The sequence below is a fragment of the Paenibacillus ginsengihumi DSM 21568 genome (assembly GCF_000380965.1).
Lineage (GTDB): Bacteria > Bacillota > Bacilli > Paenibacillales > NBRC-103111 > Paenibacillus_G > Paenibacillus_G ginsengihumi.
The window spans coordinates 36000-50312 of sequence record NZ_KB905571.1 but is presented as its reverse complement, the minus strand read 5'-3'; the positions used below and the strand labels follow the sequence as shown (position 1 = coordinate 50312).

General features: G+C 53.5%; 11 protein-coding genes and 1 pseudogene. All 12 read right to left on the bottom strand.

The features are described 5' to 3' along the window. Nucleotides 1–28: 28 nt before the first annotated feature. The 12 genes and pseudogenes from F591_RS0113675 to F591_RS0113615 all read right to left on the bottom strand — a co-directional run bounded on the left by F591_RS0113675 (nt 29) and on the right by F591_RS0113615 (nt 14256). Nucleotides 29–2332, bottom strand: a complete 2304-nt coding sequence (locus F591_RS0113675; protein ID WP_019535176.1) for a glycoside hydrolase family 2 protein — start codon at nt 2330–2332, stop codon at nt 29–31. 440 nt (nt 2333–2772) lie between these two features. Continuing rightward, nucleotides 2773–3675 (bottom strand): dienelactone hydrolase family protein, encoded by a 903-nt coding sequence (locus tag F591_RS0113670; RefSeq protein ID WP_026326602.1) that lies wholly within the window; start codon nt 3673–3675, stop codon nt 2773–2775. A gap of 139 nt (nt 3676–3814) precedes the next feature. Next, nucleotides 3815–3937, bottom strand: a pseudogene (locus F591_RS32300) (carbohydrate ABC transporter permease); the annotation flags it as partial. Between the two features lie 196 nt (nt 3938–4133). Beyond that, the gene (locus F591_RS0113660; protein ID WP_019535172.1) at nt 4134–6308 is read right to left on the bottom strand and encodes a malate synthase G; all 2175 of its coding nucleotides are present in this window, start codon (nt 6306–6308) and stop codon (nt 4134–4136) included. A gap of 357 nt (nt 6309–6665) precedes the next feature. Beyond that, a complete protein-coding gene (locus tag F591_RS0113650) occupies nt 6666–7412 on the bottom strand; it encodes an IclR family transcriptional regulator (RefSeq protein ID WP_019535170.1) in 747 nt (248 codons plus the stop codon). Between the two features lie 206 nt (nt 7413–7618). Further along, a complete protein-coding gene (locus tag F591_RS0113645) occupies nt 7619–8983 on the bottom strand; it encodes an NAD-dependent malic enzyme (RefSeq protein ID WP_019535169.1) in 1365 nt (454 codons plus the stop codon). A 293-nt stretch (nt 8984–9276) separates the two neighbouring features. Continuing rightward, nucleotides 9277–9534, bottom strand: a complete 258-nt coding sequence (locus F591_RS0113640) for a YqkE family protein (protein ID WP_019535168.1) — start codon at nt 9532–9534, stop codon at nt 9277–9279. A 126-nt stretch (nt 9535–9660) separates the two neighbouring features. Then, complete coding sequence (locus F591_RS0113635) at nt 9661–10143, bottom strand: NanQ anomerase/TabA/YiaL family protein (RefSeq protein ID WP_019535167.1); 483 nt, start codon at nt 10141–10143, stop codon at nt 9661–9663. Nucleotides 10144–10170: 27 nt separating this feature from the next. After that, nucleotides 10171–11187 carry a 3-dehydro-L-gulonate 2-dehydrogenase gene (yiaK, locus tag F591_RS0113630; protein WP_019535166.1) on the bottom strand — a complete coding sequence of 339 codons (1017 nt, stop codon included), beginning with the start codon at nt 11185–11187 and terminating at the stop codon, nt 10171–10173. Between the two features lie 53 nt (nt 11188–11240). Beyond that, nucleotides 11241–12527: an ABC transporter substrate-binding protein gene (locus tag F591_RS0113625; RefSeq protein WP_019535165.1), complete on the bottom strand. Its 1287-nt coding sequence runs from the start codon at nt 12525–12527 to the stop codon at nt 11241–11243. A 33-nt stretch (nt 12528–12560) separates the two neighbouring features. After that, nucleotides 12561–13373 carry a carbohydrate ABC transporter permease gene (locus F591_RS0113620; protein ID WP_019535164.1) on the bottom strand — a complete coding sequence of 271 codons (813 nt, stop codon included), beginning with the start codon at nt 13371–13373 and terminating at the stop codon, nt 12561–12563. Nucleotides 13374–13386: 13 nt separating this feature from the next. After that, nucleotides 13387–14256, bottom strand: a complete 870-nt coding sequence (locus tag F591_RS0113615) for a carbohydrate ABC transporter permease (RefSeq protein WP_026326599.1) — start codon at nt 14254–14256, stop codon at nt 13387–13389. Between the last annotated feature and the right edge of the window lie 57 nt (nt 14257–14313).

Sequence of the window (14313 nt, the reverse complement as noted above, 5' to 3'; positions counted from 1 at the left end):
CCCGCTAAACCCCTTTCTTGGACTGGATTTATGACTTTTTGATTTTTGTTAATTTCTCGTTTAACAGATACATCAATTTATCGTTGTATACATCTTTGGCGATTTTAGATACTTGATCAATCGTCATTCGCTGCTTCATTCCGAACATCGGATGATTGTCATAATCGCCCAAATATTGTCTTAACACAGCGTCGGCTTCTTTATTTTCTTTGAGCTCGCCGAAGCTGCACCTCGTCGAATAAACATCGTCGGTGATGTGGATTTCTTTGATCTCGACATCGCTTAAGTCAGGCATTTGGAACCAATTGGCGGCAGCCGTCCCTATGCCGTCTTCCGGAGATTCGTAACTGGCGTTCGGTTCGGCGACTTTATTGGAAACGGCAGTATCCTCCAGCAGCTCGCCCGCCGAACTGCTTACGGCTTTCACAACATTGGTTCCCTTTTGCAACCGGACGTTTTCAAAAATAAAGATTTTGTCATCGCTCATGACAGTGCCTATCGCTTGGCCGTTCACATAAAGGGTTACATCCTGACAGTTGGAATATACTTTAATGCTGATTGTATCCTCCGGTCTGTCAACAAAACGTTTGCTGGCGATATGCACAAACTTCTCATCGCTCCAATGCGCCTTGTACATATGAAACGCGTCTTTTTTGATCTTTCGGTCGTAAGTGACCAGCCCTTTGTTGTTCCTCCCCTTCACCCCTCCCTCATCGCGAACGTTTGCGGCAAAATCAAACATATTCCAGACATAGGTGCCCATAAGGAACGGCTTCTGCTCGAAAATTTTCCACACCTTCTCATGAAAAAGAGCATGGTACTCTTCCGAGTAATCCCTTACTTGCGGAGTGCTGCTGTGATACTGCACGAGTCCTTCGGCGCCATATTCGGATATGCATAAGCTGACGCCCGGATTCGTCCGGTGAAACTCATCGATCCATTCGGAAAAATATTCCGGCGTGCTTCCGTACCATCCGTAATATTTGTTGTACCCTACGATATCGGATATAAAGTTATAATCATCCGTTATTTCCACGAACGAGGTATGCGCCATCGTCGTCAAGCGGGTCGGGTCTTCTTTTTTGGCCAAATCATTAAGCTCTTTCACCAGCCTTCTCGCTTCGGGTCTTTCACCTCCGATTTGGATTTCATTCTGAACGCCCCAGAACATAATGGAAGGGTGATTATAATTTTGCTTGATTAATTCCAGCAGCTGCTGCTTGGCATTCAGACCTTCCAGCTCGAAATCCGACATTTTGGATATAAAAGGGATTTCGGCCCAAACAACCATGCCTTCCTGGTCGCACAAGTCATAAAAAAATTGATCATGCTGATAATGAGCAAGCCGGATCGAGTTGGCTCCAACTTCTTTGATGAGCTCCATGTCGATGCGCTGTTCTTTTGCCGTAATGGCCCAGCCCAAGTCCTTGTAGTCCTGATGCCTTGCAACGCCCTTTAACATCACGCGCTCGCCATTCAGGAAGAAGCCTTTTTCGGGATCGACGCTAAAATATCTCACTCCAAACGGGATGGTCAGCTCGTCAATCGTATCATTGAAGCTTTGCAGCGAAATTTTGGCTTTATACAAGTAAGGGTTATTTCGTCCATTCCACAAAATCGGACGTTCAATGACGGCGGGCAATTCCGCCTCAATCGTTTCGCCCGCAGGCACGACCGCTTCTTTGGCACGGTAGGCCGCTATACGCTCCGCTGCATCCAGCACTTCGGCCCAGATTCTTACCTTCTTATCCTCTTCGCTCGTATTTGCTATTCTCGTTTTGATCGTCAAGGAAGCCCTTTCATTCGTCACCTCATCCTGCACAATGTAAATTCCTTTCGAACCATAATCCATCAGGTCAAAGTGCACAGGGTTTACGACAACCAGGTTGACATCGCGATAAATGCCGCCGAAGAAGGTAAAGTCCGCTTTTTGAGGATAAACGTCATCAACGACGGTATTATCAACCTTGACGGCCAGCACATTCGTCCGGCCAAATTCGACAGCTCCGGTGATGTCAAACCTGAAGGTGGAATAGCCGCCTTTATGCTGTCCCATATGCCGGCCGTTGACATATACATCCGTAATGCTGTTCGAACCATTCAATTCGAGATAGACTTTGTTTCTTGCCGACAAGCTGTCCACCACAAAGTGTTTTCTGTACCAGCAAGCGCCCGCATAATATTCATTCCCGTTGGCTCCGTCGATGGCATTCCAGGTGTGGGGCAAATGGATCGGCTCCCAGCTGCCGTCATCATAAGCTGGATGGATCGCCTCGGCTTCGTTCTGCTTTGTAAACTTCCATTCGCTGTTCAGATTTATCGTTTTTCTCACTAAGTAACTCCTCCCCGTATATTCTTTTCACTTATTCTCGAAATGAGCTTGCTTAGCTTATTTTAGCACTTTCCTGCAAACCGCTATGGTATTTTGGTAGTTTTTTTGGTATTTTGACCACTACGTCAAACGATTGCGCTCCGCGCTGTTGCGACGTTCCTGCTGCCAAAGTAGCGGGCTTGCATCACCTGGTTATCATCCATGCCGGGCGCACACAGCAAAGCCGAATCCCGGGAAGGAGATTCGGCTTTGGATGATCGGATTTTCAAGAGAGACGCCTATGACGAGCGATTCCTGTCGTCATCGGTCGTCACCTGCGGTATTGAAATTTTGTCGGCGTATACCGCCAAATTTTCAAGATAGACGCCTATGACCAACAACACTTCGCCATCGGCGTCACCTTCGGTGCCCGAAAATTCTCCGACAGATCCGTCGAATTTTCAAGAGAGCCATTCCGCCAAAAAAGCGAGCACATCGCTGCGCATGTCGGCCGTCTCCCGGTGTCCGACCGGGTAACGCAGCAGTTTCCAGGCCTGCGGGGCGCCGAGCTCCTGGTAGATCGCTCGCAGCTCCTCATCGACGCGGTCCAGGCCTCTCACCGGCGTCAGCGGATCGTCCAGGCCGGCCAGGCTGAGGTGGGGTCTGGGAGCGATCAGGGCGTTGATCTGCGCGGTGGTGAAGTGCTTCAAGAGCCCGGGGACGTAATAATAGAAGCCGTGCCGATCCAGACCGCGTTCCTCGACCAACGTGTGAAAGTCCGTCAAGCCACATATGTCGACGCAGACGCGGATCCGTTCGTCCAGAGCTGCCGTCCACCAGGCCATCGTGCTGCCCATCGACATGCCGAGGCTGGCGATGCGGTCGGGAGCCACATCGGGACGGGAGCACACATAATCGATGGCCCGCAAAGCATCGTACACCCTCATTCCCCACAGCACCTGGCCGTTCCACAGCATTTCCTTGATCAGATCGTTCTCCTTGGCTTTCTTCCGTTCGCCGAATCCCCAGGCGTCGATGCATAAAACGGCGTAACCATTCGCCGTCAGCGCTTCCGCGTAAGCGGGCTTTTGCAAATAGTCGTTGCCGTGGATCAGCTCGTTTTTGCCAAGATCGTATTTGCCGCCATGCGAATGGTGAAACAGCACGACCGGGAATGGCGGTTCCGCGAAGGTTGGTCTGGCAAAATAAGCCGGCACCGGCTCGATGCCGTTCAAGTGGAGCACGAGCGTCTCCAGCGTGTACGCTCCCTTGTCCTCGTTTCGGATACACTCCGCAGAAATATCCGTTGCCTGCGGCAAATCCCCCAGCAATTGATAAAGCTGTCTCCTGCGGTTTTCCTTCATCATGAGCGCCCCCCTAGACGGCCCCTATCGATTGCGGCCGCTTTCTCGATGAGTCGAATCGTTCCACACTCATTGTATCAAAGATGGCGCGTATTTCCATATTGAATGAGAACGCCCCTCCACATCTTGCGACCTCCCGTCATCCTTTAACCGCGCCGATCAGAATGCCTTTGACGAAATATTTCTGGAAGAACGGGTACGCGAGCAACATCGGCAGCGCCCCGATGACTTCCATCGCCATCCGCACCGATTCTGCAGGCATATTTCGCTAACACATCGCTGGTCTTGAACAAGTATTCAGCCAACTTTTTGCCAGGCGCTTTGACGACCCTTTGCGGAGAAACGACTCGCCGCGCATTATCCAAAGCAAAAGCACAAGCCCTCTGCCGGCGACCTTGTGCTTTTTGGGGCAAACACGCTCCGGCGAAATGCCGAAGCGTGCTTATCTATCGTTTGGTTTACGCCTTCGCCAAAGCCTTATATTGCTTGCGTCTGCGGTGCAGGATTGGTTCCGTGTAACCGTTCGGCTGACGGTAACCTTCGAACACCAGCTCGCAGGCCGCCTGAAACGCCACCGAACGATCGTAATCTTCGGCCATGGGCCGGTAAGCCGGGTCGCCGGCGTTCTGCTCATCGACCACTTTGGCCATGCGCTTCATCGTTTCCATGACCTGCTCTCTGGTGCAAACTCCGTGATGCAGCCAGTTTGCTATATGTTGGCTCGAGATGCGCAGGGTAGCCCGGTCCTCCATCAATCCCACATGATTGATATCCGGCACTTTCGAGCAGCCGATTCCCTGCTCTACCCAGCGGACGACATAGCCGAGGATGCCCTGGGCGTTATTGTCCAGCTCCTGCGCGATCTCTTCCGGGCTCCAATTGCGGCTCTCATCCACCGGAATGTCCAATATATCGTCCCGGTAATCCCGGCTGCTTTGCTTTAACCGGTTCTGTACCTCCTTGACGTCGATTTGATGATAATGAAGCGCGTGCAGCGTAGCCGCCGTTGGCGAAGGCACCCATGCCGTGTTGCAGCCGGCTTCCAGCTGCGCGATCTTCTGCCTCAGCATGTCCTTCATGAGATCGGGCATCGCCCACATTCCTTTGCCGATCTGGGCCCGGCCCTGCAGACCGCAGGCGAGCCCGATGCTGACGTTGGATTGCTCGTAGCCCTGCAGCCACTTTGCCGACTTCATGCTGTTCTTGCGAATCATCGGCCCCGCTTCCATCGAGGTATGAATCTCGTCCCCTGTCCGATCGAGGAAGCCGGTATTGATAAATACGATGCGATCCTTCACTTCGCGGATGCATGCCTTCAAATTCAGAGAAGTGCGGCGCTCCTCGTCCATGACCCCGATCTTGATCGTATAACGCTCCAGGCCAAGCATGTCTTCCACCCGATCAAACAGCTCGCCGGCAAAAGCGACTTCCTGCGATCCGTGCATTTTCGGCTTTACGATATAGATCGAGCCTTTGGAAGAATTGCGGTATTGGCCGTTGTTCAACAGATCGTGCTTGGCGATCAGGCTGGTCACCGCCGCATCCAATATCCCTTCCGGAATTTCCTGACCGTTCTGATCCAGCACCGCATCGATCGTCATCAAATGCCCGACATTGCGAACAAAGAGCAGCGAGCGCCCCCGCAAGCTGAACGGCTCGCCGGCAGGCGACGTAAACGCACGGTCAGGCCGGAGCTTCCGCGTGATCGTCTGATTGCCTTTCGTGAACGTGGCGGATAACGTTCCTTTCATCAGTCCTAACCAGTTGCGATAGACCAGCACTTTATCCTCGGCATCTACGGCCGCTACCGAATCCTCGCAATCCATGATCGTTGTCAGCGCCGCTTCCATGACAATATCTTTAATGCCGGCCTGATCCGTGCGGCCGATCGGATGATCGCGGTCGATCTGGATGTCGAAATGCAGCCCGTTGTTTTTAAACAGGATAGAGGTTGGCGCTTCCGGCGGTCCCTGATAACCCGCAAACTTGGCGGCCTCCTTCAATCCCGCCTGGATCCCGCTGCTTAGCGCAACGGACAGCTGCCCGTCTTCCACCGCATAATGCACGGCATCCGCATGCGATCCTTCCGTGAGCGGCACCGTTTGATCCAGAAAGCGTTTCGCATACGCGATCACCTTCCCGCCCCGGACCGGGTTGTAGCCCTCCGTTCGCTGAGCGCCGTCCCCGTCATCCGTCGCATCGGTGCCGTACAAGGCGTCATACAAGCTTCCCCAGCGGGCATTGGCGGCATTCAGGGCGTAGCGGGCATTATTGACCGGAACGACCAGCTGCGGCCCGGCTTGATGCGCGATTTCGTCATCGACGTTTTGCGTCGTAATCTGGACGTCTCCCGCCTCCGGCTCCAAATACCCTATTTCCGATAAAAACGACTTGTATGCGTGAAAATCAGCGTTCTCCCTGTTTCTCCGGTGCCACTCGTTGATCCGCCTTTGCAGCTCATCCCTTTTGGCCAACAGCGCCTTATTTTTAGGTGCCAAATCGGCGATCAGCCGTTCCAACCCAGACCAAAACCGCCCTTCATCGACCCCGCTTCCCGGCAGCGCTTCCTCGCCGATAAACCGGTAAAGCTCGGATGCAACCTGCAGCTTGCCTACTTGAATATAATGTTCCATCGATAACTCCTCCTCATATGGTTAAAAACCGGAAATGAATGGATCGATTCGCTAATCCTGTCAGCCTTCCTCGATACCGTCAACTTCGACAATGAGCACGGCGCCCACATCGCCCAGCATTTCGATCAGATCCTGCTCCATATTATCGGTGGTCAGCTTGAGTCTTGGCTGCATTGCCTCACCTCGCGTAAATTCAATTTCGCCGTTCATTATTATGAACGATATTCTGTATATTGTCTGATCACATCTTCCCACACTTTTGCGTTTGTGTCAATGCTGTTTCCGAGCAAGCCGAACAAAACGCAAAAAATCCCGCTCCACCGAAGTGAAGCGGGACTCCGTTCATCCTATGCATCCTTAAAAGTTCGTCGATAACCGTTTGGCCAATGCGCAAATTTCCTCTATAGCCTCGCTCTTCTTGCCTTCCCAATGATGAATCGGCATCGAGCAGCTGACCGCAGCGACGATGGCTCCCCGACGGCGAACCGGTGCGGCGACGCAGCAAAACCCCATAACGCCTTCCTGCACATCCAGGGCGTATCCGTAGCGGCGCACCTTGTCCAATTCCTGCATGAACGCCTCCCGCGAGCCAATCGTATGAACGGTCACTTTGCGCAGCGCATCCTGAGGAAAGATGCGCTCCACTTGTTCTGCGTCCATATCCGTCATGAGCGATTTGCCGAGACCGGTTGCATGGGCCGGAAAACGAACGCCCGGTCCGGATACCATCTGCACCGGCGACGGGGCTTCCACTTTCGCCAGATACAACACATCGCTGCCGTCAAGACGAGCGAGCTGCACGGATTCCTGAAGCTTGCGCATAACCGGCTCCGCGGCGCGTCGGAATTCTTCAATGAGATCATATTGGCGAAAATAAGCGCTCCCGAAGTCTCCTACGGCGCTGCCCAGCGCGTACGTTTCATTGCGGTCGCGATTAACCCATTGCAGCCGTTCCATCGTCTGAAGCAGGGAGTACAGCGTGCTCTTGCTGATACCGAGGCGCTTGGACAGATCGGACAATTTCCACTTGTAGGGCTCCTCGATCAGCAGCGTGAGCACGGCGTGAGCCCGGTCCAGCGCGGGGACGGAATATTTTGGCTCCATAATCACACGTCCTCGATGATAAACATCGGTTTCTATTCAAAACCGTATTTCCATTTGATCCTATCATGGCTCATCCTCTTAGTCAAATCGCTCCGTAAAACAAGCATAAAAACCTTGCCTTTTGGCAAGGTCCTTGATCGTGCAACAGAGGGTCGATTTCAGGACTTTATTGCCCCTTTGGTGCTTTGCTCGCTTTTATTCGTTGGTCAGTCGCGAGGCACGCGCCTGGCTGCTCCCGATTTTATAGCTGCCTCTATCACGGCGTCCCGCACAGAAGATACGACCTTGTCGTTAAAAATACTCGGAATAATATACTGTTCATTCAGCTCCTCATCCGTCACTATCGAGGCGATGGCTCTGGCTGCGGCAAGCTTCATGTCTTCATTGATGCATGCAGCCCGGCAATCCAATGCTCCGCGGAAGATGCCCGGAAAGCATAGCACATTATTGATTTGGTTAGGAAAGTCGCTGCGTCCGGTAGCAAGCACACGCACCAGCGGCTCGGCTACCTCCGGGTCGATTTCCGGTTCAGGGTTAGCCATAGCGAAGACGATCGGGTCCGCAGACATCTTCGCGATATCTTCGACTTTCAGCGCCCCTGGTCCGGATACGCCTATAAAGACATCCGCTCCGCGAATCACATCGCTCAGCGTACCTGCTTCGGATTTAGGATTTGTCTTGGAGGCGATGCGGTCCAGCGTCGGGTGATGATAAGTCTCGCCCGGGATGAGCGCCCCGCAGCGGTCAACCGCAATCAGATCGCGCACGCCCGCCGCCAAGAGCATTTCGGCGCACGCCGCCCCGGCCGCACCGACTCCGCAGACGACGGCCTTGATATCGCGAATCGATTTCCCCACCACTCGAAGCGCGTTGAGCAGTCCGGCAAGCATCACGACGGCCGTACCGTGCTGATCGTCATGAAACACGGGGATATCCAGCTCCTCCTGCAATCTTCGTTCGATCTCAAAACAGCGGGGGGAGCTTATATCCTCCAGATTGATTCCGCCGAACGTAGGCGAAATCCCCTTGACGATCTGGATGATTTCCTCCGTGTCTCTCGTCTGCAGACAAATGGGGAAAGCATCGACATCGGCCAGCTGCTTAAGCAGCATGACCTTCCCTTCCATCACCGGCATCGCCGCTTCAGGCCCGATATCGCCCAGCCCCAATACGGCGGTTCCATCCGTGACGACAGCCACCGTGTTGCGCTTGGAGGTTAAGGTGTATGCTTTTGCCGGATCCTCCCGGATAGCTGCGCATACCCTGGCTACGCCTGGCGTATATACGCGCGATAAATCCTCGCGGTTCTTGATAGGCGCTTTGGGCACGACTTGAATTTTTCCGCCCAAGTGGGCGAGGAAGGTGCTGTCCGAAACATGGATAACCGTTATGCCTTCCAGCGATTGAATGACATGAATCAGCTGTTGATGCATTTCCACATTCAATTGCACGGTAATGTCCCTGACCGTCTTATGCTTGCCTGCTTGGATGACGTCAACGGCAATCACATCTCCGCCAGCAGCGTTAATGGCTGTTGCAAATTCGCCGAAAGTAATTTTGGCTTTATCCATTTCCACTCGACAAATGATACTGGTATGAATAGACACCGGGGCCCCTCCAATTCCAATATTGTTCATTATTATGAACAATATTCACTAATTAGAATTTTAATGATATTAAGACACAGAATTTGGCTTCTGTCAATGGAAAGTTGCGATCGTATAAGCCGTCTCTCCCCCGCGCCAGCAGGTTGATTGGCGAGTCTGCCGTTTATGATAACGTTCTTCGCGAACTGCAACGTCAAAAGAAAAACCCGGCCAGTCTGGCCGGGTACATCGATGCTCTTTTGTCTATGCAGAGCTTTTTATTTATATTTTTTCCAGTCCATGCTGCTGTTGTTGAGCAAATACTCGAAATCGTTCTCCAGCCTCTTCCGTTCCGCGCGGCGGGCTTCCTCCACTCGCTTTTTCTCTTCTTCTCTACGCTTTGCTTCTTCGGCCTTCAAGTCATCCGCCTGCGCCTTCAGCTTGCTCAGCACCTCCGGACTCAGCAAATCCTTCAGCGTCGCTGCTTTGTCCTGAGCGGCCGGCTTCGGCGCGGCTGGTCTTCTTTTGGCTGCCATTCGCGTTCACCTCGATTTCCGTCTCTATTATACCATGACAGAAGCGGGTCGCGGTACCACTTGAGGGGTTAGCCATGACTAAGACAGACGTCCATCGAAGTCACTTAATGAGTGAGACACTGCGATTCAGCGGCAGCCGAACAAAGCTTTATTCACTTTAATAACCGCTTTTTTGATCCGCGTGCCTCCGGTTGCACTGCAGCCCGGTCGATGCACATCGGAAGGAAAAAATATGGCGAACATGCCCGGATAGAGCACCAGATCGAATTCGCCCTCCACTTGCCCGTAAAGCGCGTAGTCGCTCGTTTCCAACTGGTTCTCGATGACGACGTTACGAGCGGAAGCTCTCCCGACCCCGATCATCTCCTCCGGCCCGCTGATAAGATACTGCACGTCGATGTACTTGGCATGGCATTCGGCCTGCCTGTTCGCCTTGGGCGCCGTTTCGATTTCTTGAACGACGGCGAACATATTTTCTCCGTCGAGCTCATACTTGCCTGGCGCTGCATGCTCCCAATCCGTCTCTCGAATATAATCCACCGCTTTTTGCAACACGGGAGAGAACGCTTGCCGTTCCTTCTCCCAATTCGCAATGTCTCCGACGATCACGGGATTCCCTCCTAATGATAAAGCGATTTATAAAGCGAGCACTTTTTGCCATATCGATTCGTCGACGGGAATTCCCCGCTCCAAGTTTTGCTTCCTCGTCTCCACGGTCCGCTCCCCCGGATAAGTAACCTTCCCGTTCTCCTCCGCCGGCTCCGCTTGATGCAAATACTCGACCGCTTCATTGACCAAATGTTCAGCAAATCCTTCTCCTGAAATAATGGCAGGATCGAGAGCAATGAAGACCTGGGAACCGCGGTAGCCGGAGACGCCCGGCGCCGGCTTCGCCTCATCCATCCCGCGGGTCGATAACCCGCCGGACAGCAACGCCGCGATCATATCGAGCAAAATAGCGAGCCCGGAGCCCTTCCAATAGCCTGTCGGCAAAATGCGCATCGACTTCTCGATCGCCGCCGGGTCCCGCGTCAAGTTGCCGTCGATATCGAATCCGCCGTCGACCGGCAGCATTTCATTGTTCAACCGGGTCACTTCCAGCTTCCCATAGGAGAATTGAGACATCGCCATATCCAGCACGATGCTGCCCGCTTTCCTCGGCACCGCCAGGATGAACGGATTGTTGCCGATCTTCGTCTCCTTCGCGCCCCATGGCGGCATGCACGATTCCGTATTGGTCCAGCAAATCCCGATGCACCCCGCATTCGCAGCCTGCCAGCCGTAGCTTCCCCCGCGCATCCAATGGTTCGTATTGCGAATCGTCACGATGCCGACGCCATCCGTGCGCGCCAGCTCGATCGCGCGCCCCATACAAAACTGCGCGTTCAAATTGCCGGGCCCGAGATTGCCGTCGTACCGCTCGATGATCCCTATTTTGTCTACGAGGGTGGGCTCGGCATGAATATTGACCCAGCCTTTATCGATATACTCGACAAAACGCGGCACCCGGTTTAACCCGTGCGAATAGACGCCTTCCAGGCTTGCTTCGGCAAACAACAGCGCGCATTGCCCGGCGCGTTCCTCGGTAAAGCCTCGCTTCATAAGCACGCGCGTAATCTCGGCTTTCATCGTATCAAAGAAAATTCGCTTCATGGTTCCTCTCTCCTCGTCACGAATAAAATCTCGCATATCTATGTTTGGCAACATTACTTTTTATAGTATCCTCTCGATTCCAACAAGTCGTAGATGCTCTTGTTCGTCTCGTCCAGCGCCTCTTTCGGCGACTTCTCGCCGGCCAGCGCCTTGGAAATTCCGTCGGTAATCATCTCCTGAATGCGCGGCCATTCCGGCAAATTCGGCTCTAATTTGGCGCGGTTGATGGAGGCCTCGATCGCCGGAAACTCAGGGCGCGCCTTGATCACCTCGGGGTCCTGCAGCACCGCCTTCACAGGGGGCACCCCGCCGGCGAGCGCGTACTTTTTGGCCCCTTGATTGGTGACCCAGGAGATGAACTTGTAGGCGGCATCCTTCTTTTGGGACGCCGAGTTGACGGCAATGGACCACGAATGGATGAACGAGACGCCGCCGGGCACATCGGCGATCGCGAACTTATCGAATACTTTCGGAGACTGCTTCTCGTCTGCCAAGCGGGAATAGGCGGCATTCCATTCGATCGCCATCGCTACCTTTTCGTGTTGGAAGGCGGACAGCACCTCCGGGAACTCATACGTCGTCGCATCCGGCGGAACGACTTTATCCTTGCGGTAATTGTCGACGACAAACGTCAGCGCCTTCACCCCGGCTTCGCTGTTGAGCGTCGGCGTCCAATTGCTTTCGTCGAACAGCTCTCCGCCCATCGACCAGAAATATTGGTACCATTCCTTCGGCTGGGTATACCCTCTTTTGCCTTGGAAAGTCGTCCCGAACTCCGTCGGCGAGTCCGGGTTTTTGCTCTGCGTGAATTGCTCGGCGAGCCGGTCGTACTCCTCCCACGTTGTCGGCGGCTCCGGAATCAAATCTTTGCGGTAAATTAGAAACATCGTGCTTAATTCCAGCGGCAAAGCATACGGCTTGCCGTTGTATTTGACCGATTCGGCGGAAGTCGGCAAAAACCGCTCCAGCCCCGAGCCGTCCTTCGCAAAATACGGCTCCAGATTCTCGAACTGTCCGCCTGCCGCGAACTGCCCGACGTAGTTATTGAGCACCAACGCCACATCGAGACCCTGCTCTTGCGCAAGCAGCTGGGTGGACAGCTTTTGCATATAGGCGTCTCTTCCAAGCTCCTGGACATTCACTTTAATGCCCGTTTCCCGTTCAAAATCGGGCGCTACCGCGCTCAAGGCCGTATACAGGATGCCTGCCTGAGCTACGACGTTAATCGCCTCCTTGCTTTGCTGCCCCGTACCGGAAGCCGGATCAGTCGAAGGCGCAGGCGCGCAGCCGGTGGCGATGAGCGCAGGAAGCGCAGCGGCGGCAATCATTTTTTTCCACATAGAAGAGTCCCCCTTATTAGGTTTCATGTATGGTTATTTTACAGCGCCCATCGTCAGCCCCTGGACCAGGTGCTTCTGGATCAGCAGTGTAAAAATAAACATCGGAATCATCAGCATCGTGCCGGCGGCCGTAACAGGCCCCCAAAGAATCGCTTCCTGCGTCACAAAATTGGCCGCCATGACCGGCAGCGTCTTGGCATGCGTGCCCGTTAAATTGAGCGCAAACAAAAATTCATTCCAGGAGTTCATACAGCAAAAAATAGCTGCTACCGCCACACCCGGCTTCGCTAACGGCAGCATGATGCGCCACATCGCCCCGAAGCGCGACGTCCCGTCAATCGAAGCCGCCTCCTCCAGACTTTCGGGCAGCTCCTTCAGGAAGCCCCACATGAGCCAGATGACGAACGGCAAATTAAACGACGTATAGGCTAAGGTGAGCGTCCACAGATTGTCCGTTCCTCCGACCTGACGAAACATAATAAAGAACGGAACGACCAGGACGATCGGCGGAAACATTTTGGTAAAAAACACGGTGAAGGTGACCCACTTCTGGCCCTTGATGCGAAAACGGGCAAGGCTGTAGCCGGCTAACGTTCCGCTCACGATTGAAAGCGCTGTCGAAAGCGCGGTTACAATGAACGAATTGAAGAAATAGTATACAAACGGCTGCCTGCTGAACACGATCGCATAATTTTCGAGCGTCGGCTTGAAAATCCATACCGGCGGGATTTGAAATGCCTGTACGGGCGTTTTGATCGAAGTAAACATGACCCAGAAAATCGGAAACAAGAACACGACCAATGCAATGCCAACATAACCGTACGCGAGGACGTTTTTGCGCTGCACGGCTATCCCCCCTTTATTTTTCGGAATACAGCGACCGAATAGCCATCCAGCATAAGATGCCGACAAAGACCGTGAGCACGATCGCAAACGCGGCCGCGTAGCCAAAATCGAAATCGACGAACGCTTTGCGGTGCAGCAGAATCGAGGTCGTTTCGGTTGCCGTGCCGGGACCGCCTCCGGTCAGTACGAATATTTGATCGAACACCTTGATCGCCCCCGCCGTTCGCAGCACTAACGAAACGATGATCACCCTTTTCATCAAAGGCAAGGTCACATGCCGGAGCGTCTGCCAGGCGGTAGCACCATCCATTCTGGCCGCTTCGAACGGCTCTCCCGGCAAAGATTTCAAACCGGCGAGCAGCGTAATGAACATAAACGACGTCCACTGCCACGTATCCACCATAATTAATGAAGGAAGCGCGAGCTCATTGGAGTTCAATACCGCGATCTTGCCGAAACCGAGCAAGGTCAGCGCATAATTGAAAATGCCGAAGTTATAATCCAGTATAAACTTCCAGATCAGGCCGACGACGACCGGCGTCACCATCATCGGCAGGACAAGCAGCGTCGTGGCGATCCCATGCCCGAGCTTGATGCGGTTGACGGCCAACGCTAAAGTAAAACCGAGCAGAAACTGCAGGAAGACGCCGACGCCGACATAGATCGCCGTGCGGCCCAGCGACATATAGAAGCCCGTGTCCTGAAGGACATGCATAATATGCCGAAGGCCGACAAACGGAGGATCGTCTAACGTGAAGAAGGTCCAGTCATGGAAGCTCAAATAAAACGTATAGACGACCGGATACAAGAAGACGAGTGTCATAATGAGAAATGCAGGAATTAACAGGATGAACCGGATTCTTTCGTCCAGCCATGATAACATGCTGCGCTTTCTGGGTGCTGCGTAATGCGACGACACAACTTGATCGTGGTGCATACC

Coding starts and splice junctions, on each gene's coding strand:
- F591_RS0113660 (WP_019535172.1), bottom strand. CDS start 6,308: ATGGAACATTATATTCAAGTAGGCAAGCTGCAGGTTGCATCCGAGCTT.
- F591_RS0113625 (WP_019535165.1), bottom strand. CDS start 12,527: ATGTGGAAAAAAATGATTGCCGCCGCTGCGCTTCCTGCGCTCATCGCC.
- F591_RS0113640 (WP_019535168.1), bottom strand. CDS start 9,534: ATGGCAGCCAAAAGAAGACCAGCCGCGCCGAAGCCGGCCGCTCAGGAC.
- F591_RS0113615 (WP_026326599.1), bottom strand. CDS start 14,256: ATGTTATCATGGCTGGACGAAAGAATCCGGTTCATCCTGTTAATTCCT.
- F591_RS0113650 (WP_019535170.1), bottom strand. CDS start 7,412: ATGGAGCCAAAATATTCCGTCCCCGCGCTGGACCGGGCTCACGCCGTG.
- F591_RS0113645 (WP_019535169.1), bottom strand. CDS start 8,983: ATGGATAAAGCCAAAATTACTTTCGGCGAATTTGCAACAGCCATTAAC.
- yiaK (WP_019535166.1), bottom strand. CDS start 11,187: ATGAAGCGAATTTTCTTTGATACGATGAAAGCCGAGATTACGCGCGTG.
- F591_RS0113670 (WP_026326602.1), bottom strand. CDS start 3,675: ATGAAGGAAAACCGCAGGAGACAGCTTTATCAATTGCTGGGGGATTTG.